27 protein-coding genes are annotated in these 23,536 nt (G+C 56.1%); 11 read left to right on the plus strand and 16 right to left on the minus strand.

Annotated features, from left to right (window positions below):
- Window positions 1-82 precede the first annotated feature (82 nt).
- Window positions 83-205 (plus strand): hypothetical protein, encoded by a 123-nt coding sequence (locus tag ACR0DX_RS11795; protein ID WP_480846226.1) that lies wholly within the window; start codon window positions 83-85, stop codon window positions 203-205.
- A gap of 184 nt (window positions 206-389) precedes the next feature.
- Here ACR0DX_RS11795 and ACR0DX_RS11800 read toward each other — a convergent pair whose 3' ends face one another.
- Together ACR0DX_RS11800 and ACR0DX_RS11805 are read right to left on the minus strand one after the other, a co-directional pair.
- A complete protein-coding gene (locus tag ACR0DX_RS11800; RefSeq protein ID WP_170354137.1) occupies window positions 390-1,028 on the minus strand; it encodes a MarC family protein in 639 nt (212 codons plus the stop codon).
- Between the two features lie 58 nt (window positions 1,029-1,086).
- Window positions 1,087-1,539 carry an iron-sulfur cluster assembly scaffold protein gene (locus ACR0DX_RS11805; RefSeq protein ID WP_170354138.1) on the minus strand — a complete coding sequence of 151 codons (453 nt, stop codon included), beginning with the start codon at window positions 1,537-1,539 and terminating at the stop codon, window positions 1,087-1,089.
- 48 nt (window positions 1,540-1,587) lie between these two features.
- Here ACR0DX_RS11805 and hisI point away from each other — a divergent pair, with 48 nt between their 5' ends.
- Window positions 1,588-1,977 carry a phosphoribosyl-AMP cyclohydrolase gene (gene hisI / locus ACR0DX_RS11810; RefSeq protein WP_170354139.1) on the plus strand — a complete coding sequence of 130 codons (390 nt, stop codon included), beginning with the start codon at window positions 1,588-1,590 and terminating at the stop codon, window positions 1,975-1,977.
- On the opposite strand, the gene gluQRS is transcribed toward hisI, so the two are convergent.
- The 4 genes from gluQRS to ACR0DX_RS11830 all read right to left on the minus strand — a co-directional run bounded on the left by gluQRS (window position 1,963) and on the right by ACR0DX_RS11830 (window position 5,873).
- The gene (gene gluQRS / locus ACR0DX_RS11815) at window positions 1,963-2,841 is read right to left on the minus strand and encodes a tRNA glutamyl-Q(34) synthetase GluQRS (RefSeq protein ID WP_480846228.1); all 879 of its coding nucleotides are present in this window, start codon (window positions 2,839-2,841) and stop codon (window positions 1,963-1,965) included. The two genes, hisI and gluQRS, sit on opposite strands and share 15 nt — an antisense overlap.
- The gene (locus ACR0DX_RS11820) at window positions 2,838-3,452 is read right to left on the minus strand and encodes a methyltransferase domain-containing protein (RefSeq protein WP_170354141.1); all 615 of its coding nucleotides are present in this window, start codon (window positions 3,450-3,452) and stop codon (window positions 2,838-2,840) included. The genes gluQRS and ACR0DX_RS11820 overlap by 4 nt, the downstream gene beginning before the upstream one ends.
- A gap of 37 nt (window positions 3,453-3,489) precedes the next feature.
- Entirely contained in the window at window positions 3,490-4,830 is a 1,341-nt protein-coding gene (trmFO, locus tag ACR0DX_RS11825; protein WP_170354142.1) for a methylenetetrahydrofolate--tRNA-(uracil(54)-C(5))-methyltransferase (FADH(2)-oxidizing) TrmFO, read from the minus strand.
- A gap of 257 nt (window positions 4,831-5,087) precedes the next feature.
- Window positions 5,088-5,873, minus strand: a complete 786-nt coding sequence (locus tag ACR0DX_RS11830; protein ID WP_170354143.1) for an enoyl-CoA hydratase — start codon at window positions 5,871-5,873, stop codon at window positions 5,088-5,090.
- Window positions 5,874-5,931: 58 nt separating this feature from the next.
- Between ACR0DX_RS11830 and ACR0DX_RS11835 the strand changes: the two genes are divergently transcribed.
- Window positions 5,932-6,375, plus strand: coding sequence for a PaaI family thioesterase (locus ACR0DX_RS11835; RefSeq protein ID WP_170354144.1), 444 nt, complete (start codon window positions 5,932-5,934; stop codon window positions 6,373-6,375).
- A 57-nt stretch (window positions 6,376-6,432) separates the two neighbouring features.
- On the opposite strand, the gene ACR0DX_RS11840 is transcribed toward ACR0DX_RS11835, so the two are convergent.
- Window positions 6,433-6,660 carry a DUF1127 domain-containing protein gene (locus tag ACR0DX_RS11840; RefSeq protein ID WP_170354145.1) on the minus strand — a complete coding sequence of 76 codons (228 nt, stop codon included), beginning with the start codon at window positions 6,658-6,660 and terminating at the stop codon, window positions 6,433-6,435.
- 99 nt (window positions 6,661-6,759) lie between these two features.
- Between ACR0DX_RS11840 and ACR0DX_RS11845 the strand changes: the two genes are divergently transcribed.
- The 3 genes from ACR0DX_RS11845 to rpsI all read left to right on the plus strand — a co-directional run bounded on the left by ACR0DX_RS11845 (window position 6,760) and on the right by rpsI (window position 9,276).
- A complete protein-coding gene (locus ACR0DX_RS11845) occupies window positions 6,760-8,163 on the plus strand; it encodes an aminotransferase-like domain-containing protein (RefSeq protein ID WP_480846232.1) in 1,404 nt (467 codons plus the stop codon).
- Window positions 8,164-8,325: 162 nt separating this feature from the next.
- Window positions 8,326-8,784, plus strand: coding sequence for a 50S ribosomal protein L13 (gene rplM, locus ACR0DX_RS11850; protein WP_170354147.1), 459 nt, complete (start codon window positions 8,326-8,328; stop codon window positions 8,782-8,784).
- A 6-nt stretch (window positions 8,785-8,790) separates the two neighbouring features.
- Window positions 8,791-9,276 carry a 30S ribosomal protein S9 gene (gene rpsI, locus ACR0DX_RS11855; protein WP_039535473.1) on the plus strand — a complete coding sequence of 162 codons (486 nt, stop codon included), beginning with the start codon at window positions 8,791-8,793 and terminating at the stop codon, window positions 9,274-9,276.
- Between the two features lie 294 nt (window positions 9,277-9,570).
- Here rpsI and mepK read toward each other — a convergent pair whose 3' ends face one another.
- Complete coding sequence (gene mepK, locus ACR0DX_RS11860; protein WP_170354148.1) at window positions 9,571-10,140, minus strand: peptidoglycan L,D-endopeptidase MepK; 570 nt, start codon at window positions 10,138-10,140, stop codon at window positions 9,571-9,573.
- 356 nt (window positions 10,141-10,496) lie between these two features.
- Here mepK and ACR0DX_RS11865 point away from each other — a divergent pair, with 356 nt between their 5' ends.
- Genes ACR0DX_RS11865 through ACR0DX_RS11880 form a run of 4 tightly spaced genes read left to right on the plus strand, consistent with a single transcriptional unit; the run spans window position 10,497 to window position 14,731 of the window.
- On the plus strand, window positions 10,497-12,098 hold the full coding sequence (locus tag ACR0DX_RS11865; RefSeq protein ID WP_170354149.1) for a L,D-transpeptidase scaffold domain-containing protein: 1,602 nt from the start codon (window positions 10,497-10,499) through the stop codon (window positions 12,096-12,098).
- A 33-nt stretch (window positions 12,099-12,131) separates the two neighbouring features.
- Window positions 12,132-13,223, plus strand: a complete 1,092-nt coding sequence (gene lpxD / locus ACR0DX_RS11870; protein WP_170354150.1) for a UDP-3-O-(3-hydroxymyristoyl)glucosamine N-acyltransferase — start codon at window positions 12,132-12,134, stop codon at window positions 13,221-13,223.
- A gap of 32 nt (window positions 13,224-13,255) precedes the next feature.
- A complete protein-coding gene (locus ACR0DX_RS11875) occupies window positions 13,256-13,513 on the plus strand; it encodes an acyl carrier protein (protein WP_480846236.1) in 258 nt (85 codons plus the stop codon).
- Window positions 13,514-13,522: 9 nt separating this feature from the next.
- A complete protein-coding gene (locus tag ACR0DX_RS11880) occupies window positions 13,523-14,731 on the plus strand; it encodes a beta-ketoacyl-[acyl-carrier-protein] synthase family protein (protein WP_170354152.1) in 1,209 nt (402 codons plus the stop codon).
- Between the two features lie 57 nt (window positions 14,732-14,788).
- Here ACR0DX_RS11880 and ACR0DX_RS11885 read toward each other — a convergent pair whose 3' ends face one another.
- Window positions 14,789-15,385, minus strand: coding sequence for an invasion associated locus B family protein (locus tag ACR0DX_RS11885; protein ID WP_170354153.1), 597 nt, complete (start codon window positions 15,383-15,385; stop codon window positions 14,789-14,791).
- Window positions 15,386-15,822: 437 nt separating this feature from the next.
- Here ACR0DX_RS11885 and ACR0DX_RS11890 point away from each other — a divergent pair, with 437 nt between their 5' ends.
- Window positions 15,823-17,364: a helicase HerA-like domain-containing protein gene (locus ACR0DX_RS11890; protein WP_480846239.1), complete on the plus strand. Its 1,542-nt coding sequence runs from the start codon at window positions 15,823-15,825 to the stop codon at window positions 17,362-17,364.
- A 35-nt stretch (window positions 17,365-17,399) separates the two neighbouring features.
- Here the strand turns inward: ACR0DX_RS11890 and ACR0DX_RS11895 are convergent, their stop codons facing one another.
- From ACR0DX_RS11895 to ACR0DX_RS11925, 7 genes are all read right to left on the minus strand, one after another.
- A complete protein-coding gene (locus ACR0DX_RS11895; protein WP_234899463.1) occupies window positions 17,400-17,654 on the minus strand; it encodes a hypothetical protein in 255 nt (84 codons plus the stop codon).
- Between the two features lie 181 nt (window positions 17,655-17,835).
- On the minus strand, window positions 17,836-19,149 hold the full coding sequence (locus ACR0DX_RS11900; protein ID WP_170354155.1) for a branched-chain amino acid ABC transporter permease: 1,314 nt from the start codon (window positions 19,147-19,149) through the stop codon (window positions 17,836-17,838).
- The gene (locus tag ACR0DX_RS11905) at window positions 19,146-20,156 is read right to left on the minus strand and encodes a branched-chain amino acid ABC transporter permease (protein WP_170354156.1); all 1,011 of its coding nucleotides are present in this window, start codon (window positions 20,154-20,156) and stop codon (window positions 19,146-19,148) included. Before ACR0DX_RS11905 ends, ACR0DX_RS11900 begins: the two co-directional genes overlap by 4 nt.
- Window positions 20,156-20,590 (minus strand): hypothetical protein, encoded by a 435-nt coding sequence (locus ACR0DX_RS11910; protein WP_170354157.1) that lies wholly within the window; start codon window positions 20,588-20,590, stop codon window positions 20,156-20,158. Before ACR0DX_RS11910 ends, ACR0DX_RS11905 begins: the two co-directional genes overlap by 1 nt.
- A 1-nt stretch (window position 20,591) precedes the next feature.
- Window positions 20,592-21,422, minus strand: a complete 831-nt coding sequence (locus tag ACR0DX_RS11915; RefSeq protein WP_170354158.1) for an ABC transporter ATP-binding protein — start codon at window positions 21,420-21,422, stop codon at window positions 20,592-20,594.
- Window positions 21,419-22,207: an ABC transporter ATP-binding protein gene (locus ACR0DX_RS11920; RefSeq protein ID WP_170354159.1), complete on the minus strand. Its 789-nt coding sequence runs from the start codon at window positions 22,205-22,207 to the stop codon at window positions 21,419-21,421. Before ACR0DX_RS11920 ends, ACR0DX_RS11915 begins: the two co-directional genes overlap by 4 nt.
- 127 nt (window positions 22,208-22,334) lie before the next feature.
- Window positions 22,335-23,516, minus strand: a complete 1,182-nt coding sequence (locus ACR0DX_RS11925) for an ABC transporter substrate-binding protein (protein ID WP_170354160.1) — start codon at window positions 23,514-23,516, stop codon at window positions 22,335-22,337.
- Between the last annotated feature and the right edge of the window lie 20 nt (window positions 23,517-23,536).

Below are 23,536 nucleotides of genomic sequence, written 5' to 3' on the forward strand. Positions count from 1 at the left end.
TCTCAAAAAGTTCTTTACCGACTCGGGGAAATATGGGAACAAAAGGTCAACAAAGGATTAAAACCCCGACCGGAGGTGACCCATGCTGACCCAGATCAAGACCGCGATAAGCCGCTCGCACACAACTTTACTGCAAGATGTGGTGGGTGCGGTGTCTTTGGTGGTCATGTTGATGGTCGCTCTTCACCTTCCTGCAGTATTCTGACCCTTTCTGCCTGCGATCTCGTGCCGAATATCCCGCGCTGTCATCCCCATCTGAATCAAGGGTGACCTGCCTGTCCCAATTCCCTTGAAGGGCCATGCCTCGGCCCTGCGCGGACCTCCGGACCCCACATGAGACACGCACAGTCTGCCGCCGCCCTTTCCGCCCGGAAGGTGCGGCGGCTTTTTTATAGCTGACCGGTTTTCATGATTTCCAACATCGCCGACAGGACGGAATTCACCGCGACCGAAGCAAGTATCATGCCCATTACGCGGCTGATTATCGCTGCTCCGGAATGTCCGATCAGGCGAATAATAGGCTCGGCCAACAACATCAGCACAAACGCAACCGCTACAACTGAAAGCATGACCAGCGCAGTGATGCCCTGATCCGTGGCACTGTAGCGGTTATTGTCGGTTAGAATGACGATAGCCAACATCGCGCCAGGCGAGGCCAAAGATGGAACTGCCAGAGGAAATATCGCGGGATTGTGCTGATGTAACTTGTCCTGCTCGTCGTCCTCGGCCGCTTTCTGTTCAACGTCCTGCTTACTTTCGCCGAATATCATTGTGAGTGCGAATAAAAACAGGATGATCCCTCCGGCCACTTGGAAGGAATTAAGGCCGATATCCAGCGCCTCAATCAACAACTGGCCAAAGACAAGGAAGAACAGCAGAACACCGGCACTGATAACTGACGCTAGCAGCGCCATTTTGCGCCGAGCCGCGGCCTCGAGCCCTGCGGTGACTGCGATGAAGACGGGAATAGTACCGATGGGATCAATAACGACCCAAAGCGTCACAAAGTGTTCGAGCAGATTATTCAAATCGGTCGCTCCGCTGATTTCACAGGAAGTTAGACCGGATCACAAGAAAACGCTACGCTTAGGCGCAATTGGCTTGTTCGGCCTGTTCCATTGCCTCGGCGGTGGCAACCAGCGCCAGTAAGATTGAGGCATGCCGGTTCTTGTAATCCCGCGCGGGGATCAGAACCTCTAGGCCATCAAATGGCGCGTCTGGGGCAGGGCCGTTTTTCTTCAACATTGCCGACAACTGATCGCGCGCAGTTTCGACCTGTGCCCGTGTGGCTCCGATAACGCCAGCTCCGACGACAGCAGCAGAGGCTTGGCCCAAAGCACATGCTTTAACATCCTGCCCGAATTCGGAGACGCGCCCATTCTCTAGCTTGACGTCAACCGTTACGGTTGACCCGCACAAAGGCGAGCGTTTTTTCACCGTGGCATCCGGGTTTTCCAACCGATCCAAATGCGGAATATCGGAAGCCAAAGCAAGAATGCGGCCGGAGTAGAGCTTGATCAGGTCATTTTCGCCGGACATGGCTTTCCCTCATTGACTGTTCCCCATACATAGTCAGCATCCATCGGGATGCAAAAGGTTTTTACCATGACAGGAACAGTCGCCTTCGACCCTTCCACCTTAAAATACAACGAGGCCGGTTTAATCCCCGCCATCGCCCAGGACGAAAACTCGGGCGAGGTGTTGATGATGGCCTGGATGAACATGCAGGCGGTTGAAAAAACGCTGTCCTCCGGGCGCGTAACTTATTGGTCTCGATCCCGGCAATCCTTCTGGATCAAGGGCGAAAGCTCGGGCCATGTGCAGGAGTTGGTTGATTTTCGCGTCGACTGTGATCGGGATTGCCTGCTGGTCGTCGTGCGACAAACGGGACCGGCCTGCCACACGAACAGGCGCAGCTGTTTTTACACTGCAGTTCGTGACGGTGATGAGGTCGAGCTGATGTCACCGATGGTGTAGGCCCACCATCTCACGAATGTCTTCCGGGCTGGCTCCATCAGCCCGGTATTTGGAAATAGCGCGGGCATCATCCCGCTTGGCCAGTCTTTTACCGATATCGTCGCGGATCAGGCTGTGGTGGTGATAAGAGGGGCGCGGCAGCCCCAGAAGAATTTGTAGAAGAATATGGATTCGAGTTGCCTCGAACAGATCGCGCCCACGCAAGACCCGCGTTACTCCCTGTTCGGCATCATCCAGAACCACCGACAGGTGATAAGACGTACCCATATCTCGGCGCGAGAGAACGACATCTCCAATCGTATTAGCCAAATCTGCCCGGCTGAATGAAATTTGCCCGGTTTCACGGTTCGGTCCAAAGCCGGTTTCCAGGAAATTCATCTCGATTTCGGGGGGGACGACCCTACCGGCTTGTTCCATATCCAACCGCAGAGGAACATTTCGCGGCATAGCACCCGTCCGAATGGCTGCGTTACGACAGGTTCCGGGATAGATAAGCCCGTCCGGCCCTAAGAGAGGAGCACCCTCCTGCGGTGCGCTGGCGGCTGCGGCGATATCCCTGCGGTTACATGTACAAGGATACAGCAGGCCTTGCGACCAGAGGTCCTCAAGTGCTGCTTCATATACGTGCAAGCGTTCGCTCTGACGCAGAACCGGGCTTGGCCAGCTTAATCCAAGCCACTCAAGATCATCATAAATCTCATTTTCCCAATGCGTTCTAGAGCGGGATCGGTCGATATCTTCGATCCGCAACAGGAATACGCCTTGCTGATCCGTAGCCATATCGCTGGCCAGCAGCGCCGAATAGGCATGCCCAAGATGTAATGGGCCGGTCGGAGAAGGTGCAAACCTGGTTGTGAATGTCACGCTTTTTCAACAATGTAGACGTCGGATTTAAGGTCCATTCCAGGAAGGTGCGGACCATATTCGCGAAATAGCAGCCGCGCGGCCCCCATATCAAGCCAATCGTTCAGGCGGCAGGTGTAGGTGTGATCCTCAAGCGTTAGATCATTAAAGGAAAATGCGAGTAGACCGCCTGTGGGCAATGCATTCATCAGCATATCAAACGTCTCGGGCGGCGCGGCGCCTACACTTATTACACCAATTGCAGCGATGGCTTTGTAGCCTCCGGCTTTCAGCGGGTTCGGATCCGCGATATCAAAAGTGCTTAGGGTTCGGTAAACGCCTTTGGCCTTTGCACCTTCCAGCATTTTCGGCGTCGGGTCGATGCCGTCAATCACCTGAAATCCGACAGCGTTCAGGGCCTCGCCAGACAGGCCAGTTCCACATCCATAATCCAGAATTGGCGTCTGAGGTTCGGGAAGCTTGGACCAGAGCGCCTCGGCCACGCGGCCGGGGGTTGCATACCCGTGCGCCTCGACTTCGGAATCATAGGATGAGGCCCACTTCTGATAGTGATCGCGCGTGGCCTCGGGCGTGTCGAGGCCATAGACGTCTTTTAGATAATCATCGCTCATATCACCATGTTAGGCTCGTTCAGCGTCACACGTCCAGTCAGCATTGGGTGAGCCAGTCAGTCCAAGCCGCCTTGGCGCGATCTGTATAAGCCTTGTAGCGATCTTTGCGCCCCCGACGTCCGCCCTTAAGACCGTCGACAGGACGGAACAGGCCAAAGTTCACGTTCATAGGCTGAAACGTCTTGGCCTCGGCCCCACCGGTGATGTGGTGGATCAAGGCCCCCATGGCGCTGTCCTGTGGAACGTCCGGAAGGGTGCGACCCAGCATCTCGGCTGCAGCGAGCCGTCCCGCCAACAACCCCATGGCCGCACTTTCGACATAACCTTCGACACCGGTGATCTGCCCTGCAAACCGGATATTGGGACGTGATTTCAAACGCATCTGCTCATCCAAAAGGGTTGGAGAGTTGATGAACGTATTGCGATGAATGCCGCCCAGACGGGCAAAACTGGCATTCTCAAGCCCGGGGATCATCCGAAAGACGTCCGTTTGCGCGCCGTATTTCATCTTGGTCTGGAAGCCGACGATGTTAAACAACGTCCCCAGCGCATTGTCCCGACGCAATTGTACAACCGCATGCGGCTTGACCTCGGGCTGATGCGGGTTGGTCAGACCGACCGGCTTCATCGGGCCATGGCGCAGCGTTTCCCGGCCACGCTCAGACATGACTTCGATCGGCAGACATCCATCGAAATAGCCCGCCGTTTCGCCCTCGTGGAATTCGGTCTTATCGGCAGCTAGCAGAGCGTCGATGAATGCCTCATACTGGTCTCGGTCCATGGGGCAGTTGAGATATGCGGTCCGCTCTTCCTCGGTCTTGCCCTTGTCATACCGCGACTGCATCCAGGCTTTGCTCATGTCGATACTGTCTGCGTAGACGATAGGCGCAATTGCATCGAAAAACGCCAGTGACTCGGCCCCTGTCTCAGAACGGATCGACTCGCCAAGCGCGGCCGAGGTCAGTGGACCGGTTGCAATGATCCAGTGGCCGTCATCGGGCAGGGCAGTAACTTCTTCTCCGGTCACTTCTACGCGTGGATGGGCGTGCAGCTTGTCTGTGACAGACTCGGCAAAAGGGTCGCGGTCCACGGCCAACGCTCCGCCCGCAGGCAAGCGATGAGTGTCCGCGGTTGTCATGATCAATCCGTTGGCTGCCCGCATTTCCCAATGCAACAGACCCACAGCGTTCTGCTCATCATCGTCGGACCGGAACGAGTTCGAACACACCATTTCGGCCAGATTTCCAGTCTGATGCGCAAAGGTGCCCACTTTGGGTCGCATTTCATGGATCACCACGTCAACGCCCATTTCCGCAGCCTGCCAGGCCGCCTCGGACCCGGCCATGCCGCCGCCCACGATATGCAATTTCTGTGTCATGCGCTGCCACATAGGGCACAGCACACAGCAACGCAAACCCTCAAGGCACGGAGTTTTTACATTTTATGGGAAATTTTGGGGTCGCCGCTGCGGGAATGTCAACGCTGGTGAGAGAGACCAGCTCGGAGGGACCTTCCGCCTACGGCGACCCAAAATAAGTAAATCGGCCTTAGCCTTGTCTCAGCATTGCCACAGTGTTGCCCTTTTGAAAAGTCCAAAAATGCGAACAGTGTATAAAATACTTAAGAACATTTGCGTTATTGCTGCCAATTTGGCGGTCTTTTTTCGATAAATGCTGATATTCCTTCCTCGGTATCCCGATGCAGCATATTCTGCGCCATTACCTCACCGGCATAGTCATAGGCTTTTTCGATTGGCATATCGAGTTGTTGGTAAAAAGCTTGTTTGCCGATCTTGACCGCCGACCCAAGCTTGTCTGCCAACTTTTCCGCCAGTGCCTGACTTTCGTGTTCAAGCAGCATTTCAGGGACGACGCGGTTGACCAGCCCAAGCTCTGTTGCGCGCTCAGCGGATATGAAATCGCCTGTGGTCAGCATTTCAAACGCCTGCTTTCGCGGAATATTGCGACTGAGCGCCACCATCGGCGTCGAGCAGAACAACCCGATATTTACCCCATTTACGCCAAACCTTGTACCTTCAGCGGCGACGGCAAGATCGCAGGTGGCCACTAATTGGCACCCGGCTGCTGTCGCAATGCCATGAACCTGCGCAATGACGGGTTGGGGTAGGGACTGGATCGACAACATCATCCGCGCGCATCTGGCAAAAAGATCCTGGAAATACGCTTTGCCTCCGTCTTCGCTCTGACGACCAGCAGTCATTTGTTTTAGGTCATGCCCTGCGCAAAACGCTTTGCCTTCGCCCGACAGGATCACAGCGCGGATCGTCTGGTCTTCGCGCAACGTGTCGAACTCAACCTGCAAGGCGGCCAGCATTTCGTCGCTCAGGGCATTAAGCCGCTCTGGTGCGTTCATTTTCAACCTTGCAACCGCACCCGTGTCGCGACGTTCCAGAATTCTCATCTTGCCCTCCGATCTGATGTTGGGCCAACTCTAGGTCGGCAAATCGAGGAGGGGAAGTATGTCATTGGTTCTGAACCGGGAAGAGTTAAGCGACTACATGCATCAGATCTTTCCGCAAGTTCATCGCGATTTCGTAGTCGAAGATCTGACCGAAGACAAAATCACCATGCGGCTGGTCGTTGAAGACCGTCATTTGCGGCCGGGGGGAACTGTCTCGGGTCCGTCGATGTTCGGTCTGGCGGATGTCTGCGTTTACGCGATTATTCTTGCACGCAAAGGCCGACAGTCTCTGGCTGTTACGACAGGTTGCTCGATGGATTTTATGCGCAAACCAGATGGAGCGCGGGACATGATCGCACATTGCACCTTGCTGAAACTTGGAAAAACTTTGGCCGTTGGTGATGTGCTGATGTTTTCGGAGGGCTCAGATAAACCTGTGGCCCGTGCAACAATGACTTATTCTCTGCCCCCAGAAGGCTCGGCTGCAGCAGCATTCGGATAAAAAATGGCCGGGTCAAGCCCGGCCAAGGAAGAGGTCCCAAATGGGACTGGGGATTTGTTACCCGTGCCAGAACGGGCGATTGATTTCGCGGTCGGCCTGATGGCGGGTCAACCCGACATCACGCAGCAACCGATCATCCAGCTTTGACAAATTTACCCTGCTGCGGCGCTGTCGCTCCCACTTGGTGACAGTCGCCGCAAACTGCACGGCCAGCGATGCGATCAGCGGCAGCCGAGGGCTGTCGTTCAGCAACAAAAGGGCGGGGGTGTGCATTGCGCGTGTCATCTTGGGTATCCTTTCAAATTGTATTGACACAAACGTAATATGTTCGGTATGAGTGATTGATACATTCCGCATTGTGTCAAAATCAAAGGAAGAATTGTAATGGATACAATTTGGCCGGAATCACTGCCGAAATCCAAAAGCCCCAAGTATACTCTGGTGGCCGATACAATTCGAAAAGCTATTGATAACAACTTACTGGAAGTCGGAGCCAAGTTGCCTCCGGTCCGGGAGCTGGCGTATCGGTTACAAATCACACCGGGTACAGTGGCGCGCGCCTATACTATTCTGACCGATGAGGGGTTGCTGCACGCCGAGGTGGGGCGTGGTACATTTGTTGCCCCTCCAAAATCGCCGATACTGGACGACGTTTGGGCACGGCAACTGCATTTGCGCGAGGACAAGTATAGCGCAAATGTCAGCCTGTTCAGCCCCCGCTTGGCCGATGTGGGGCAGGTGGCCCTGATCCGCGAGTGCTTGCAAAAAGTTTCGCATGCGGATCCGGGATTGTTTCTGAACTATCCCACCCGAGATGCTTACAAACCCATGCGTCAGGCGGTGGTCGAGTGGTTGTCAGATCTTCCCTTGGGCGCATTGTCCCATGATGACATTGTACTTACGCACGGGGGGCAGAACGGCCTTTGCCTTGTCTTCCAAACCATCCTGCGGGGACCCAAGCCCATCGTTTTGGTGGAAGACTTGTCTTACGCGGGATTCCGCAGAGCCGGGGAACTCATGCGCTCTGAAGTGGTCGGCGTAAAGATGGACAAGTGGGGAATCGACCCTAGCGCAATGGAGCACGTTCTGCGCCAGAACCCAGCCCAAGCTGTTTGCGTATCTCCGGAAGTTCAGAACCCGACTGGCGCGCATACGCCGTTAGAGCGGCGCAAAGAGGTTGTTGAGGTTGCCCGCCGCTTTGATCTGCAGATCATCGAAGATGACTGTTACCGAATGGGCGATGCACGCGAGCCCAGTTACCGTGCCTTGGCTCCCGAGCGGGGATGGCATGTGTCGTCCATCTCAAAAACACTGACACCTGCGCTGCGCGTGGGCTTTGCGATTGCCCCGCGCGAACGAAGTGTAGATCTGCGTCGGTCGGCTGAATACGGTTATTTCGGTCTTGCGCAGCCGCTTGCCGAGTTGACCCGGTTAATGCTGTCCGATCCTCGCACACGGCGCATTGCACGCGATGTTCGACTGAAAATGGGTGAATACGTTCGCGTGACTGTCAATGCTTTGGGAGGGTTTGACTTGAATTGGGCACCAGACGTGCCTTTTGTCTGGCTAAACCTGCCCTCCGGTTGGCGCGCCGCAGCGTTCAGTCGTGCGGCGGAGCGGGAAGGCATCCAACTGCGTTCGGCTGATGAATTTGCTTTACGGGATGGTCGTGCGCCGAACGCAGTGCGTATTGCAATGAACGGCCATGTCTCATTGGAAAGGTTCGAGGACGCAATGCAACGCCTGCGCAACCTACTAGACAATCCGCCCGAGCAAATCAGCGTTTAGATTGGGGTAAAATAATACCTATTTTATAAGTCTTTGTTATTGCGTAATTTAAAAGACATTGCTGTTGTTGACCTGCGCCACACTCCCCTCTACATACGCTCCATCGAATTCGGACCGCTCTGACTTGGGGCGGTCTTTCACATCAAACAGGAATATCCTGCCATGAAAACCTTTTCTGCAACACCTGCAGACATCGACAAGAAATGGATCCTGATCGACGCTGAGGGCGTTGTTCTGGGCCGTCTTGCCTCGATCGTCGCCATGCGCCTGCGTGGCAAGCACAAAGCGTCGTTCACCCCGAACATGGACATGGGCGACAATGTCATCGTGATCAACGCTGACAAAATCCAGATGACCGGCAAGAAGCGCGAAGAGAACTTCTACTGGCACACTGGCCACCCGGGCGGCATCAAGTCGCGCACCAAACAGCAAATCCTGGAAGGTGCACACCCCGAGCGCGTCGTAACCCAAGCAGTCAAGCGCATGCTGCCGGGCAACCGTCTGGCGCGCAAGCAGATGACCAATCTGCGCGTTTACGCTGGTGCCGAGCATCCCCACGAGGCGCAAGCGCCCGAAGTTCTGGACGTGAAGTCCATGAACAAGAAAAACACCCGGAGCTAATGACCGATGGCTGATCAGATCAATACTCTCGAAGAGCTGAGCGCCGTCGCAGGCGTTGAAACCGTGGCTGAGGAAGTCATCGTGCGCGAGCCCGTCCGTGACGAGCTGGGCCGTTCCTACGCCACCGGCAAGCGTAAAGACGCTGTTGCCCGCGTTTGGATCAAGCCGGGTTCCGGTAAGGTTACCGTGAACGGCAAAGATCAGGACAAGTACTTTGCTCGCCCCGTTCTGCAGCTGATCCTGCGCCAGCCATTCCAGGTGGCTGGTGTTGAAGGTGAGTTCGACGTTGTCGCAACCGTAAAAGGCGGTGGCCTGACCGGTCAGGCCGGTGCGGTCAAGCACGGCATCTCGAAAGCGCTGCAACTGTACGATCCCTCGCTGCGTGGTGCTCTGAAAGCCGCTGGCTTCCTGACCCGCGACAGCCGCGTTGTGGAACGTAAGAAATACGGTAAGCGAAAAGCTCGTCGTTCGTTCCAGTTCTCAAAACGTTAATCGTTTCGAACCCCGAATTCCGAACGGTCGCAAGAAATTGCGGCCGTTTTTTTGTCGAAACCTTTTGCGAGAGGTGGCCGGTTTTCGATGTGCAGATTCCAGCACCCCCGCGCTGAATCATCGGCAAGTAACTTGTTTGTAGCGTCGAAAAAGGCTCAACGGGGCCGGTTTTACGTCAACCAGAACAACTTAGGCCAAACACTTGGTCGGTATCTCGGTTGGATGACCCGGCAAAGACAAAGGCGCGAAAGAATCGCGCCTGCCAGCTAGAGAAGACATGGTCTTTAGCAGGTATCAACCGCCCCAGGACCTGACTTCGCCGCAATCCATATGAACAAAGTTCGAACGGTAGTATTTACCGACACCGCCCGCACGGCATGAAATCGCAGCCTTCGCCATCTGCGAAACCGACCGAGAAGCAAGACGCAAATCTGCAGCCTGGCCTTTCATGTGAAGGGAATTCTTTGCCACGCGACGCGAGCGAGACCGCAGCATCGCATTAGTCTGTGGCGACCGGTATCCCGACAGCAGCATATAAGGTTCGTTTGCGTCCAGTAGATTATGCGAAGCGGCCATGATGTCGATAGTGCGCAGGTCCATGTCTTTGACTTGGTCCGTCCGCCAGTCACGCATGAAGTGATTCACTTCTTTGACAGCGTCCTTGATGTACTTGCCATCAACCCAATATATCATATCAATCCGCTCGCCTGTGCGACCGGAATACATACGGATACGACGAATATCGCCGCCACCGCGGAGGAAACCTGCTGCGTTTGAATATGTCGGTGCTGCAACTACTGCTGTTGCCGCAAATGCGCCCAATAGGGCCCGCCGGGTCATGCCCGAGGAACTGCTCGTCGTCATTTTATGTTTCGTCCCGTACTGTTCCTGCCTGCACACGATGTTACGCGCGCGTTCTTAATTTTTTCCCATCCCAGGTGGCGAATTTATGGCACAGTCGCGGAAGAGCGCCAAGAAGTCTTTCATATTCATCTTTTCAAGGGGGAATTTTCGGCAGTTTTTTGCGCAGATGACGCTTTTCTGTTTAAACTTAGGGCAGGTTACTTCGGTTTTTGGGTGTCCGATGCAAACGCGCATCACGCGGATAAAGAAGCGTCAAATTGAGGTATTTGTGAATGGACATAAGGTTATGAGGAAAACCATATTGTCTGAACGCGTCCAGTGCGACGCATAAGTCATTGTTTAGTCAAGGTCATCCCATGCGAACGTTTTTTCGTACTTGTACCGGTTTAGTAATCGCGGCTTGTGTCACCGCATCTGTCAGCTTTGCGCATGCGGAACGTGCGCCCGCGACCAGCTTTCAAATGGCCGTTGCCGAGTTTGCACCTGCGGGATCTGGTATTGCGGACTTCTATCGAGAAACCGGGTTCGCGCCAATCTGGACAGGGACGTCGAAAGAACACCAAGCGCGCCGCGCGCATTTGATGCGGGCATTGTCTTCGGTGCATTTACACGGGTTGCCGGAAGATAAATATGGCGCGCAGGGCCTTATGGCCAAAATGGAAGATGCTCGTTCTCTGCGCGAAATCGGCGCGATCGAGATCTCGTTGACCCGTGCTTTTGTTCGCTATGCAAATGACATGCACTCGGGGGCGTTGCGCCCTTCCGAAATTGACGACGGTCTGGTGCGTAAAGTCCAGAGAAGATCAACCAAGGATCATTTGCGCGGCGTCATTGCTGGCGGTGCGTCCTATATAGACGGTTTGCCGCCCCAGACTGCGCAATACCGCGCATTGATGAAGCAAAAGCTAGCCCTGCAGACATTGGTTGATCAGGGCGGATGGGGCGCTGGTGTGCCCATCGACAAGTTGGAATTCGGTGACACCGGGCCAAACGTCATCAAGCTGCGCAATCGGCTGATCACGATGGGGTATATGAAACCGTCGGCAAGCCCCAAGTTTGACAAAGAACTACTTGCAGCAGTGAAGGCTTTCCAAACCGCGCATGGTCTCGCATCGGATGGGGTGGTCGGGCAGGGCACGATCACCGAGTTGAACCGAAGCGCGTCAGACCGTCTGAAATCCGTATACGTCGCACTCGAACGCGAACGCTGGTTGCCCCGCGAGCGGGGACAGCGTCACATCCTGGTAAATCAGGCGGATTTTTCCGCCAAAATTGTGGATGATGGGCTGGCAACCTTCGAAACCCGCGCAGTTATTGGCAAAAATGTTCACGATCGTCGGAGCCCGGAATTCTCGGATAAGATGGAGCATATGGTGATCAACCCCAGCTGGTATGTGCCGCGCTCGATCATCACCAAGGAATATTTACCGCAACTGCAATCCAACCCGAATGCAGTTAATCATATCCACATTACAGATCGCAGCGGTCGTCAGGTCGATCGTGGAGCAGTTGATTTTTCGCAATACACGGCACGGAACTTCCCATTCGCGATGCGTCAACCCCCCAGCAAAAGCAATGCGTTGGGCTTGGTGAAGTTCATGTTCCCCAACCAGTACAACATCTACCTTCATGATACGCCGCAGAAAAGCCTGTTTGCCCGGGAAACGCGCGCGTTCTCGCATGGGTGCATCCGACTGGCCCAACCGTTCGAGTTTGCCTATGCGTTGCTGGCCAAGCAGGAAGAAGATCCCAAGGCATTCTTTCAACGTGTTTTGTCCACCGGTAAGGAAACAACCGTTCCGCTCGAACAGCACGTGCCGGTTCACTTGATTTACCGGACAGCCTATATCGGCCCGAAAGGGGATGTGCAGTATCGCCGTGACGTTTACGGCCGCGATCAGAAAATCTGGGAGGCTCTGCAGAAAGCAGGGGTAGCCCTGCCGGACGTTCAGGGGTAATCACCGGGTTATCCTTAATCCGGGGAACCCGACATGAACTATACCATCCAGCAGATTTCCGACGCTTTGGGCGCGACCTGCGAGGGCGACACATCGCTGACGATCCAACGCGCCGCGGAACCCGCAGATGCGGGCTCGAATGATCTGGCAATGGCAATGTCGCCCAAATATGCCGAGGCACTTGGTGTCGGAGCGGCCCGTTCGGCGGTGTTGTGGGAAGGAGCCGATTGGCAGGCTTTGGGATTGTCCGCCGCGATCTTTGTTCCACGCCCTCGTATGGCCATGGCTGGTATTACTGCGATGTTGGATCGCGGGCAGGGGATTGAACCGGGCATTCACCCCTCAGCCGTTGTCGACCCGTCGGCAGAGCTGGGTGAAGATGTATCGGTTGGCCCTCTTGCAGTGATCGGAGCGCGTGTGAAGATCGGCGAAGGCTCGGTGATTGGCAGCCATTGCGTCATTGGTATGGACGCTGTTCTTGGCAAAAACGCCTTGCTGCGCGAGATGGTCAGCATAGGGGCCCGTGCTGTCATTGGGGACCGTTTTATCGCGCAACCAGGTGCACGGATTGGCGGGGACGGGTTCAGCTTTGTGACCCCCGAGGTCTCGGACGTCGAAAACGTACGCAAGACTATGGGCGACAAGGGCGATGCGCGCGCGCAAAGCTGGCTGCGCATCCACTCGCTTGGTGCCGTCGAGATTGGGGATGATGTCGAGGTCGGAGCGAATTGCACCGTGGACAATGGCACAATCCGGAACACCCGGATCGGCGATGGCTCAAAACTGGATAACCTTGTGCATGTCGGCCACAATACGCGGGTTGGTCGCGATTGCCTTCTGTGCGGTCAGACCGGCGTATCTGGATCGGTTGAGATCGGAAATAACGTGGTTCTGGGCGGTCAGACCGGCGTTGTCGACAACATATTTATCGGTGACGGGGTGATCTCAGGCGGCGGTACAAAAATCTTGTCCAACGTACCAGCAGGCCGTGTGATCATGGGGTATCCGGGTATCAAGATGGAAACTCATACGGACGTTTACAAAGCTCAACGGCGTTTACCGCGCATGGCGCGTGACGTCGAGGCGCTGAAAAAGGCTGTTTTCAAACAGTCGCCGAGCGATTAAATCATCCTCAATGTGATAATCAGAGGATCGACATGAGCATCACCGACCGCGTCATCGCCATCATCGCCGAGCAGGCCGTGCTGGAACCTTCGGATGTGACGCCCGATAGTACGCTCGAGGATCTGGGAATCGACAGCCTTGGACTGGTCGAGAGCATTTTCGCCATCGAGGAAGAGTTTGACGTCTCGGTCCCGTTCAATGCGAACGAACCGTCGGCCAGCGATTTTGACATCTCGAACGTGGCGGCAATCATTGCGGGCATTGAAAAACTCGTGTCGGAAAAGGTCTGACACAGGATCATGAAACGCGTTGTTATTACCGGGGCCGGAACGATCAACTCGTTGGGCCATTCCGTTCCCGCGACGCTTGAGGCGATGCGCGAAGGGCGTTGCGGAATTTCGGATCTCGAGTTTCGTGACGTCGAACGGCTGGCCATCAAAATTGGCGGTCAAGTCCGCGGGTTCGAGGCCGAGGGCCGTTTTAACCGTCAACAAATGAGCCTGTATGACCGGTTCACGCAATTCACTCTGACCGCTGCGAAAGAGGCGATAGAACAGTCTGGCATCGAGTTCCACGGCGACTTGGCCGCGCGTTCAGGCGTTGTTCTGGGAACCGCTGGGGGCGGTGTATCGACTTGGGATGACAATTACCGCTCGGTCTATGAGGATGGTAAAAACCGGGTTCATCCATTCGTCGTGCCCAAGTTGATGAACAACGCGGCAGCCAGCCATGTTTCAATGGAGTATAACCTTAAGGGGCCCAGCTTTACCGTATCGACAGCCTGTGCATCGTCCAACCATGCCATGGCGTTGGCGTTTCAGATGGTCCGCAGCGGAGCGGCCCCGGCGATGTTGACCGGTGGCGCGGAATCCATGCTATGCTTTGGCGGGGTCAAGGCATGGGAAGGGCTGCGGGTGATGTCCAAAGATGCCTGCCGTCCTTTTAGTGCCAACCGAAACGGAATGGTCCAAGGCGAAGGCGCGGGCGTCTTTGTCTTTGAAGAATACGAACACGCACGTGCGCGCGGCGCTGACATCCTGTGCGAGGTGGTCGGTTTTGCCATGACCTCGGATGCGGCCGATATCGTCATGCCCAGCAAACAAGGGGCTGCACGTGCGATTTCGGGTGCTTTGTCCGATGCGGGTATCAACGCGGATCAGGTGGGATATATCAACGCCCACGGCACCGGAACAGCGGCAAATGACAAAACAGAATGCGCGGCGGTTGCGGATGTGTTCGGCCCGCATGCGGATGATCTGATGATCTCATCCACCAAGTCCATGCATGGCCATTTGATCGGCGGAACCGGTGCGGTTGAGTTGTTGGCCTGTATAATGGCGCTGCGCGACGGCGTCATTGCTCCGACTATCGGCTACGAAGAACCCGATCCTGAATGCGCACTGGACGTAGTCCCAAACGAGGCGCGAGAATCTAAGGTTGATGTCGCGCTCAGCAATGCGTTTGCATTCGGCGGTCTGAACGCTGTGCTGGCCTTGAAGCAGGTCTAAGGCCCTAAACATTCGAGGCGGCTGATCTGAAAAGCCGCCTCTTTTTTGTATCGGGTATCAATTCTGCTGCGCTTGCAGTCCGTCAAATCCGGCAGTGAACCCGGCCAGAGAAACTTCTAGTTCCAACAACTGCGTCGGCGCTACCACAGATACCAGTGAGAGCACGGCTTTGGTTCCGGCTTTCATCGCGTCGACATCGCCTTGCGTGAACCCTAGCTGCGCCAGACAACCCACAGGGTTGCAGTGGTGGTAATTATAGCGGCGGCCTGGGGCACCATCTATTGATAGCGCAATCTGCGCCTGCAGAAGAACTTCCAGAGGGACAAGAACGGTTGCGCCGGCAATCGCGGCGGAACCTTCGGGCAGTTTGGTGACCGTGATATCGGCAATGGGCTGCCCTTCTTGACCGTTCAGAACCTGACGCATCAAGCAGGGATCGTCTCCGTTTTCTGTCTTCAGGCAAGTGATATCCCAGTCGCCGGATTGTTCCTTGACATATTGCTCGCCCACGCGCGGGCCGGCTTCGCCCAGGTCCAGATCGCTTCCGACCTGTGTTTGTGGCGTTTCGCTGTCTTGCGCGGCTTCCTGTGCAAAAGTAGCACCGCACCAGAGCGCGGTCGCAAGCAAGCTATAAGATAGAGTGTTCTTGATCATGAATGCCTCGGTCAGGTGATTGATCTTTTTTTCTCGTCTAGCATCCCTAATCGGCAGTGTCAGTCGCTAAGGTGGACCAAGCCGATAATCTGGTCGGATTTTTGCCGGTTTATACGATATCGTGAAACCAGCACCAGATGTAGAAAGGGAGCCGGTGGAGCGGCTCCCTTTCATAGAATTTTCTCCCCGTCGGACTGGCCGACTTAGTTATGCGCAGACGTTACGAAAGGGGAGCGCAACGGTCAACTGCTAACCTGAAATTTTAATCTCAAAAGCGTGATTTGTCCAAAAAAGCCGCGCCATAAGGCGCGGCCAGTCGACAGGGAGGAAGATTGCCACCCACGCGCTTAAACGCGAAGGCAGCGATTAGACTATCGCAGGCAAATGTTAAATTTGTATGGTGAGGACAGATCGGTTCAAATCAAGGCTGAAAATCTATGGAAAACAGTATCTTCTTGGGCGGTGGTGGTGAGGATTATGGGCAGCCGCAGGCCCTTGCATTGAAATACGCCAACCGGCACGGCCTGATCGCCGGAGCGACGGGAACTGGCAAAACAGTGACGTTGCAGATTTTGGCCGAGGGATTTTCGCAAGCCGGCGTTCCCGTTTTCCTATCCGACGTCAAAGGGGATTTGTCCGGGTTGGCCAAGGCGGGAAGCGAAACTCATAAGCTTCACCGGACTTTTCAGGAACGCGCCGAGCGTATTGGGTTTACGGATTACGTCTACGGCGCTTGCCCGGTTACTTTTTGGGATTTGTTCGGCGAGCAGGGCCATCCGGTCCGTACAACAGTGACCGAAATGGGCCCGCTGCTTTTGTCCCGCCTGATGGATCTGAGTGAGGCGCAGGAAGGCATCCTGAATATAGCTTTCCGAGTGGCAGACGATGAAGGAATGCCCCTTTTGGACCTGAAGGACCTGCAGTCGTTGCTTGTTTGGATCGGCGAGAACCGGTCGCAACTGTCACTTCGGTTCGGAAATGTCTCGACGGCATCGATCGGAGCTATTCAGCGACGCCTCTTGGTGCTTGAAAATCAGGGCGGGACCAATCTGTTTGGAGAACCAGCGCTCGAGTTGGCGGATTTAATGCGCACCGACGCACAGGGGCAGGGGATGGTCAACATTCTGGCGTCGGACAAGCTGATGGGGTCGCCCCGCCTTTATGCGACATTCCTTCTGTGGCTGCTCAGCGAGTTGTTCGAGGAACTGCCCGAGGTCGGCGACCCCGAAAAGCCTAAGCTGGTGTTCTTTTTCGACGAAGCGCATCTGCTGTTTGAAGACGCGCCAAAGATCCTTGTCGACAAGGTCGAGCAAGTCGCACGCCTGATCAGATCCAAAGGTGTGGGAGTGTATTTCATCTCGCAGAACCCTGCTGACATCCCCGAGGATATTCTTGGGCAGCTTGGAAACCGCGTTCAACATGCGCTGCGTGCGTTCACTGCACGGGATCGAAAAAATCTGCGTCTGGCCGCGGAGACATATCGCGAAAACCCCGCCTTCGACACCGAGGCAGCAATTCGTGAAGTCGGCGTCGGCGAAGCTGTCACCTCGATGCTGCAAAAAAAGGGTGTGCCCGGAATTGTCGAGCGCACGCTGATCCGCCCGCCAGGGACTCACCTTGGACCCATCACCTCAGCCGAACGGCAAGCGGTCATTGATGCTTCGCCCATGCAACAGAAATACCGTGACTTGAAGGACCGAAAGTCGGCGTTCGAGATTTTGCAGTCACGGGCCGATGCCGCTGCTCAGGCGGCTCAACAGGCCGAGGAAGAGATCGAAACCAAGTCCGTAGCCGAACGAGAGTTCGCAACAGCCCGCAGATATTCAGGCAGTCGTGTCGGACGCTCCTCTTCCCGAGAATCGCGCAAGAAAGACACGTTCGCGACCGCCATGAGTGAAGCTGTCATCAAAGAGCTGAAAGGAACCACTGGCCGGCGTATTGTCCGCGGAATTCTTGGGGGTTTATTCAAAAGCAGGTAAAGCCGGGAAAACAGGCTGCTTTCCCGGCCAAAAGATCAACCTTTCAGGCGGCGCTGGCCTTCCTGCTTGCAATAGGCATCGGCCTGAGGAACCGTCAGCTTGGTCGCAGGGAAATCAATGGCCCGGTCCCAGATCACGCGATCCTGGCGGTAAAGCTGACAGGTGATTTCACCTTCGGGCGTCTGGATTTTCACCGGGGTGGTTTCAAAGTCTTCGGGGCTTGGAACACACCCTGTCAGCCCAGCGATCAGCGTCAGAAAAAGGATTGGTTTGGCTAGTGTCATAATCATGTGAACTCTTTATTGTGAGTGTTTGGTCGCAGTCTCAAGCGGATTGTCTAAATTCCGGTAAACACCGGAAATTTTCCTGGGGCCGCAAGGTTTGTAACGTGCTCTAGACGGGAGAGGCGGGTAAATCAAGAAATCACGCCCGAAATCGGGCGTGATTGTAGTGCCTCTCAAGATGAAGTGATCATTTTTCCGGAATGAGGCCACGGGGGCTGAACCTGAGAACGATCAGCAATATCAGCCCCATAGTAAACAGGCGCATATGCGCGGCACTTTCGATCAAGTGGGCTTTCAGCGCACTTCCTTCGGGCATTCCGGACGTGATCAGGTTCATCAGCCAAAGACCGATGGGTTCCACCTGAACCCACAGGAACCAGATCAAGAACGCTCCCAAAACCGCTCCGAAATTGTTACCCGAACCGCCGACGATCACCATGACCCACACAAGGAAGGTAAAACGCAGCGGGTTGTAGGTGCCTGGCGTCAGCTGCCCGTCCAGCGTGGTCATCATTGCGCCAGCGATGCCACAGATTGCAGAGCCAAGAACAAAGATTTGCAGGTGCCGGCGCGTGACGTCCTTGCCCATCGCTTCGGCCGCGACTTCATTGTCACGAATGGCGCGCATCATGCGGCCCCATGGGCTTTTCAGCGCCATCTGCGCCATCCATAGCAGCACCAGCAGCACTATGGTGAACAGCAGCGAATAGCCCAGCTTGACCGAAAGCGTCGAGGCCGTAACGGGATCAAGACCCAGCCATTCGGCGCGAGCGATGAAACCGGGATCTGCTTGCAATTCGACCTCATATCCCACCACAGGTGCCGGGCGCGGAATGCCGTAGACATTCTTGACGCCGCGGGCCAGCCAATCCTCGTTTTTCATGATGGCGATGACGATTTCGGCAATCCCCAAAGTCGCGATGGCAAGATAGTCGGATCGCAACCCCAGTGCAGTTTTTCCGATCAACCAAGCGGCCCCGGCTGCCAAAAGACCGCCAGCGGGCCACGCGATCAGGACCGGCAGGTTCAAGCCGCCGATGTTACCCGCTACGGCCGGGTCGATCGCCTCGATCGCCGCGACATTGGGGTCAAATACCGCGCGGTAGATGAAAAACCCGACAATGAGGATGGCCACAATCGTCAATGTCTGAACACGACCTTTTGGTAATTTCCGAGCGGTCACGACGGCCGCCACCACGGTCGCTGCACCTAGCACTAGCGACAGTATAACCCCATACCCGCCTGCGACCCACGCACCGGGTGTCGGCGGTGTCGAGACCAGAACAACCGCCAACCCGCCCAAGGCCACAAACCCCATGACACCGACGTTGAACAGACCGGCAAATCCCCATTGCAGGTTTACCCCGATCGCCATGATGGCCGAGATCAGCCCCATGTTCAGGATCAATATGGCCGAGTTCCAGCTTTGCGTGAAACCGGACAGCAGGATCAGGCTGGCAACGGCCACAAAAAGCAGCGTGTTTTTGACGGGCTCGGTCATACCGCTTTCCCCTTGAACAGGCCCGTGGGCTTAAACAGAAGCACGATCAGCAGAATGGCAAAGCTGACGGCGAATTTGTAATCGGTGGACAGGAACTGAACCAATCCAGAAGGCTCCAGGCTTTCCGGTGCCAGATAGGTCAGCACCTTTTTCCACGCATAGGTGATGGTCACTTCGGAAAACGCGATGATGAAGCCACCCGCGATGGCGCCTAGTGGGTTGCCCAAGCCACCCACGATAGCCGAGGCAAAAATCGGCAGCAGAAGCTGGAAATAGACGAAGGGCTTAAAGCTTTTGTCGAGGCCATAGAGCACACCTGCCGTGGTCGCCAGTGCAGCAACGATGATCCATGTGATCATCACCACACGCTCGGGGTTGATGCCGGACAGCAGGGCCAGATCCTCGTTATCCGAATAGGCACGCATCGACTTGCCGGTGCGGGTTTTGTTCAGGAACCAGAACAGCAGCACCACGGCGACAACGGCCACGACCACAGTAATGCCCTGAGAGGTCTTGATCGCCAGCCCCTCACGCAGGCCGGTCATCGCTTTGAAGTCACGCGCCGAGACGATGAACCGTGCGCCGTCCGAAAAGCGTTGATCATCCGGGCCGATGATGAATCGCACAATGCCGTTCATGATGAACATCACGCCCATCGACACGATCACCAGAATGACCGGTTTGGCCTTTTGTTCTCGGTAGAACCTGTAAACCAGCCGGTCGGTGACCAGCACCAGAACGATGCAGCCGAGAATGGCAAAGGGCAGGGCCAGCAAAGCGGTCGGAAGCGGCCCGAAACTGACCCCGGCGGCCTGCAGACCCCACGTGACCAGAACGGCGATCATCGCGCCAAAGGCCATCGTATCGCCATGAGCAAAGTTCGAGAACCGCAGGATGCCGTAGATCAGCGTCACCCCCAAAGCGCCCAGTGCCAACTGGCTGCCATAGGCGATTGCGGGAACAAGAACGAAGTTGGAGAGCGCCACAAGGGCGTTGAGGAAGTCCATTAAAACTCCTGCTCGCATTTGCCTGAGAATGCGCGTCGTCCGTTGCTAGCTTTCGTATAGTCGGCATAGCGCAGCGGTTGGGTTAGAAACGTCACTGATAGTTCGGTGGTCGAAGTCTTTGTCACATACATATTCTCGTGTTTATCACCTTCGACCCGGAACGCCGTCAGTAAGTCGTTTTGTGAAGTGGCGGTCCACTCTTGCCCATCGGACAAACGAATTTTCGAGGTGATCTCGCCTGCTCTGGCGATCCTATCGACTGAAAAATCTCCGAAGCTACTCTTTATACGCTCGGGAGGTGTGCCCAATAGTTCAAGCGTGAACTCATCGCCCTCACAGTTCTCCACGTTTGTGCAGATTTCTTGCAGTATGAAGGGGGCTGCCCATGCTGAACTGCAAAAAGAGGTAAATGCGACAATCAATACGGTTCTCAACTCACCCCCCCAAGAAGCTCTTACGCACTTCGGGATCGGCCAGCAATTCCTTGCCCGTGCCGGTATAGGCGTTCCGCCCCTGAACCAGCACATATCCCTTATCCGCGATCTCCAGCGCCTGACGGGCGTTCTGTTCGACCATCAGGATCGGCAGCCCGGTACGCGAGACCTCGATGATCCGGTCAAACAGCTCATCCATAACAATGGGCGAGACACCAGCGGTCGGTTCGTCCAGCATCAGCACCTTAGGTTGTGTCATCAGCGCGCGGCCCACGGCGACCTGTTGGCGTTGACCGCCCGACAGCTCTCCCGCCGCTTGGTTGCGCTTGTCGCGCAGGATGGGGAAGAGGTCATAGACCTGTTCCATCGTTCCCGAAATATCGTCGCGGCGGATGAAAGCGCCCATCTCAAGGTTTTCTTCTACCGTCATCGACGTGAAGATGTTCGAGGTCTGCGGCACAAAGCCCATCCCGCGCATCACCCTATCTTGTGGGCTGAGGTTGGTAATGTCCTCACCGTCTAGCCGCACCGCGCCCGAGCGCACGTCCAGCATGCCGAACACGGCTTTCATCCCGGTGGATTTGCCCGCGCCATTGGGGCCGACGATTACCGCAATCTCACCCTTTTCCACGGCGATGGTGCAGTCGTGCAGGATGTCTGGACCCTTGCCATAGCCGCCGGTCATGGTGTCGCCGATCAGGAAGGGGCCGCCTTCGACCTTGTGCGTCTCACCGCTTGTGCGATGGGCGGGGGTCATGGTGCCGACACCATGCGTATTGGTGATCGAGGCGTCCTTGTTGCCCTTGTCATCCTGGTAGGGGTTGTCGCTCATGCGCCCGCCTCCAGCTTGTCTTTGTTCTTGAGGCCGGTGCCCAGATAAGCTTCGATCACCTGCTCATTGGCCTTGATCTGATCCAGAGTGCCTTCGGCCAGCACCTTGCCCTCGGCCATACAGATGACCGGGTCGCAGATCTTGCCGATGAAATCCATGTCATGCTCGATGACCACGAAGGTATAGCCGCGTTCCTTGTTCAGGCGCAGGATGGTGTCAGCGATGGTCATCAGCAGGGTGCGGTTAACGCCCGCGCCAACTTCGTCCAGAAACACGATCTTGGCGTCGACCATCATGGTGCGGCCCAGTTCCAGCAGTTTCTTCTGCCCGCCCGAGACCTGACCGGCCTTATGATCGGCCAGATGTTCGATGGTCAGGAATTCCAGCACCTCATCGGCCTTGGCCTTCAAAGCGCGTTCTTCATCGGCGATACGCTTTCGGCCGAACCACGTGTTCCAAAGCGATTCACCCGATTGCGCCCCCGGAACCATCATCAGATTCTCGCGGCAGGACATCGAAGAGAACTCATGCGCAATCTGGAAGGTGCGCAGCAGGCCCTTGTGAAACAGCTCATGCGGGGGCAGGCCGGTGATATCCTCACCATCCATATGGACCTTCCCGCTGGTCGGCGGCAGAACGCCCGCGATCACATTGAACAGAGTGGTTTTTCCGGCCCCGTTCGGTCCGATCAGACCGGTGATCGAGCCCTTTTGGATTTCCAGCGATGCCCCGTCCACCGCATGAAACCCGCCGAAATGCTTGTGCACGTCTTCGACGACGATCATCTTATCCCCTAGCCGCCGTTTTCCGGCGTTGTTGCCACATCCCTGTACGAATGGTGCGGGCTTTTGTCATTGAAACAGCCCGGGCACAAGGCCCGGGCTGCTTGTTTTTATGACTTACACGTGTCGATCAACGGAAGTTAACGGTCTTGTTCTCGCCGTCGGTCACTTCGATCTCGCGATACGAGCCCGCGCTTTCACCGGGGCCGATCAGCTCAACGCCCGACGCGCCGACATAGTCGATGTCCTGACCCGCAGCCAACAGTTCCAGACCCTTGGCCAGCTCACCGGGATAGATTTTTTCGCCCGGAGCATTGGCGACATCCATGATTTTCGCACCGTAGTCAGCGGGGTTGGTGGACCCAGCCGCCTGCATCGCCAGCATGAACAGCGCAGCCGCGTCATAGCTTTCCGGCGAATAAGGCGACGAACCGTCGAAACCTGCAGCTTCGGCCATGGCAAAGTACTTCTCAGCACCTTCACCACCCGAACCGGCGATCTGACCGAACGAACCGTTCAGGTCGGGGCCAACATTGTTGGGCAGCGAGTCACCGATCATGCCGCCGGGCAGACCGAATGTGTCAAACGCACCGCTGTCCAGCGCCGACTGGATGATGCCCAGACCACCTTGGTCGAGATAACCCGCGACAACCAGAATGTCGCCACCGGCCGAGGCCAGCGCGCCCACTTCGGCCGAGTAGTCGGCTTTGCCGTCTTCGTGTGCGGCAACGATGGTCACTTCGCCACCTGACGCCTCAAACGAGGACTGGATCGCGTCTGCCAAACCCTTGCCGTAGTCGTTGTTGGTGTAGGTCAAAGCAATCGAGCTGATACCACGGTCATTCAGGATGTCCGCCATCACCTGACCTTCACGCGCGTCCGACGGGGCGGTGCGGAAGAACAGGCCGTTGTCTTCCATGGTCGACAGGCCGGGCGAGGTCGCCGACGGCGAAATCATCACCATGCCGTTCGGGATCGCGACGTTCTGCAGGATCGCGCCGGTCACGCCCGAGCAATCGCCGCCAATGATGCCGGCAACGCCATCCGCGATCATGCGTTCCCCGTTCGAGGTGGCCAGACCATTGTCGATACAGCCAGTGTCTGCACGCGACGCGGTCACTTTGGTGCCATCCAGCAGCTTGCCGGATTCGGTGACCTCGGCCATCGCCATCTCGGCACCCGAACCCATGGCCGGGGCCAGCGATTCAATCGGGCCGGTGAAGCCAAACAGAACGCCCAGCGAAATGTCTTCGGCCAGTGCCGGACCAGCCAGCAGAGCGGATGCTGCAGTTGCAGTAAGCAGCTTTTTCATATGGTTACTCCCTATTGTGA

Source organism: Ruegeria sp. D3 (assembly GCF_056534465.1).

Bases quoted from the DNA above. Each gene is read 5' to 3' on its own strand.
- rpsI (WP_039535473.1), top strand. From the start codon at position 8,791: ATGGCTGATCAGATCAATACTCTCGAAGAGCTGAGCGCCGTCGCAGGC.
- ACR0DX_RS11845 (WP_480846232.1), top strand. From the start codon at position 6,760: ATGGATACAATTTGGCCGGAATCACTGCCGAAATCCAAAAGCCCCAAG.
- ACR0DX_RS11925 (WP_170354160.1), bottom strand. From the start codon at position 23,516: ATGAAAAAGCTGCTTACTGCAACTGCAGCATCCGCTCTGCTGGCTGGT.
- ACR0DX_RS11865 (WP_170354149.1), top strand. From the start codon at position 10,497: ATGCGAACGTTTTTTCGTACTTGTACCGGTTTAGTAATCGCGGCTTGT.
- ACR0DX_RS11840 (WP_170354145.1), bottom strand. From the start codon at position 6,660: ATGACACGCGCAATGCACACCCCCGCCCTTTTGTTGCTGAACGACAGC.
- ACR0DX_RS11880 (WP_170354152.1), top strand. From the start codon at position 13,523: ATGAAACGCGTTGTTATTACCGGGGCCGGAACGATCAACTCGTTGGGC.
- ACR0DX_RS11885 (WP_170354153.1), bottom strand. From the start codon at position 15,385: ATGATCAAGAACACTCTATCTTATAGCTTGCTTGCGACCGCGCTCTGG.
- ACR0DX_RS11890 (WP_480846239.1), top strand. From the start codon at position 15,823: ATGGAAAACAGTATCTTCTTGGGCGGTGGTGGTGAGGATTATGGGCAG.
- rplM (WP_170354147.1), top strand. From the start codon at position 8,326: ATGAAAACCTTTTCTGCAACACCTGCAGACATCGACAAGAAATGGATC.
- ACR0DX_RS11905 (WP_170354156.1), bottom strand. From the start codon at position 20,156: ATGGACTTCCTCAACGCCCTTGTGGCGCTCTCCAACTTCGTTCTTGTT.
- ACR0DX_RS11900 (WP_170354155.1), bottom strand. From the start codon at position 19,149: ATGACCGAGCCCGTCAAAAACACGCTGCTTTTTGTGGCCGTTGCCAGC.
- mepK (WP_170354148.1), bottom strand. From the start codon at position 10,140: ATGACGACGAGCAGTTCCTCGGGCATGACCCGGCGGGCCCTATTGGGC.
- ACR0DX_RS11830 (WP_170354143.1), bottom strand. From the start codon at position 5,873: ATGAGAATTCTGGAACGTCGCGACACGGGTGCGGTTGCAAGGTTGAAA.
- ACR0DX_RS11920 (WP_170354159.1), bottom strand. From the start codon at position 22,207: ATGATCGTCGTCGAAGACGTGCACAAGCATTTCGGCGGGTTTCATGCG.
- lpxD (WP_170354150.1), top strand. From the start codon at position 12,132: ATGAACTATACCATCCAGCAGATTTCCGACGCTTTGGGCGCGACCTGC.
- ACR0DX_RS11875 (WP_480846236.1), top strand. From the start codon at position 13,256: ATGAGCATCACCGACCGCGTCATCGCCATCATCGCCGAGCAGGCCGTG.
- ACR0DX_RS11895 (WP_234899463.1), bottom strand. From the start codon at position 17,654: ATGATTATGACACTAGCCAAACCAATCCTTTTTCTGACGCTGATCGCT.
- ACR0DX_RS11805 (WP_170354138.1), bottom strand. From the start codon at position 1,539: ATGTCCGGCGAAAATGACCTGATCAAGCTCTACTCCGGCCGCATTCTT.
- trmFO (WP_170354142.1), bottom strand. From the start codon at position 4,830: ATGACACAGAAATTGCATATCGTGGGCGGCGGCATGGCCGGGTCCGAG.
- ACR0DX_RS11820 (WP_170354141.1), bottom strand. From the start codon at position 3,452: ATGAGCGATGATTATCTAAAAGACGTCTATGGCCTCGACACGCCCGAG.
- hisI (WP_170354139.1), top strand. From the start codon at position 1,588: ATGCAAAAGGTTTTTACCATGACAGGAACAGTCGCCTTCGACCCTTCC.
- ACR0DX_RS11835 (WP_170354144.1), top strand. From the start codon at position 5,932: ATGTCATTGGTTCTGAACCGGGAAGAGTTAAGCGACTACATGCATCAG.
- ACR0DX_RS11795 (WP_480846226.1), top strand. From the start codon at position 83: ATGCTGACCCAGATCAAGACCGCGATAAGCCGCTCGCACACAACTTTA.
- ACR0DX_RS11915 (WP_170354158.1), bottom strand. From the start codon at position 21,422: ATGAGCGACAACCCCTACCAGGATGACAAGGGCAACAAGGACGCCTCG.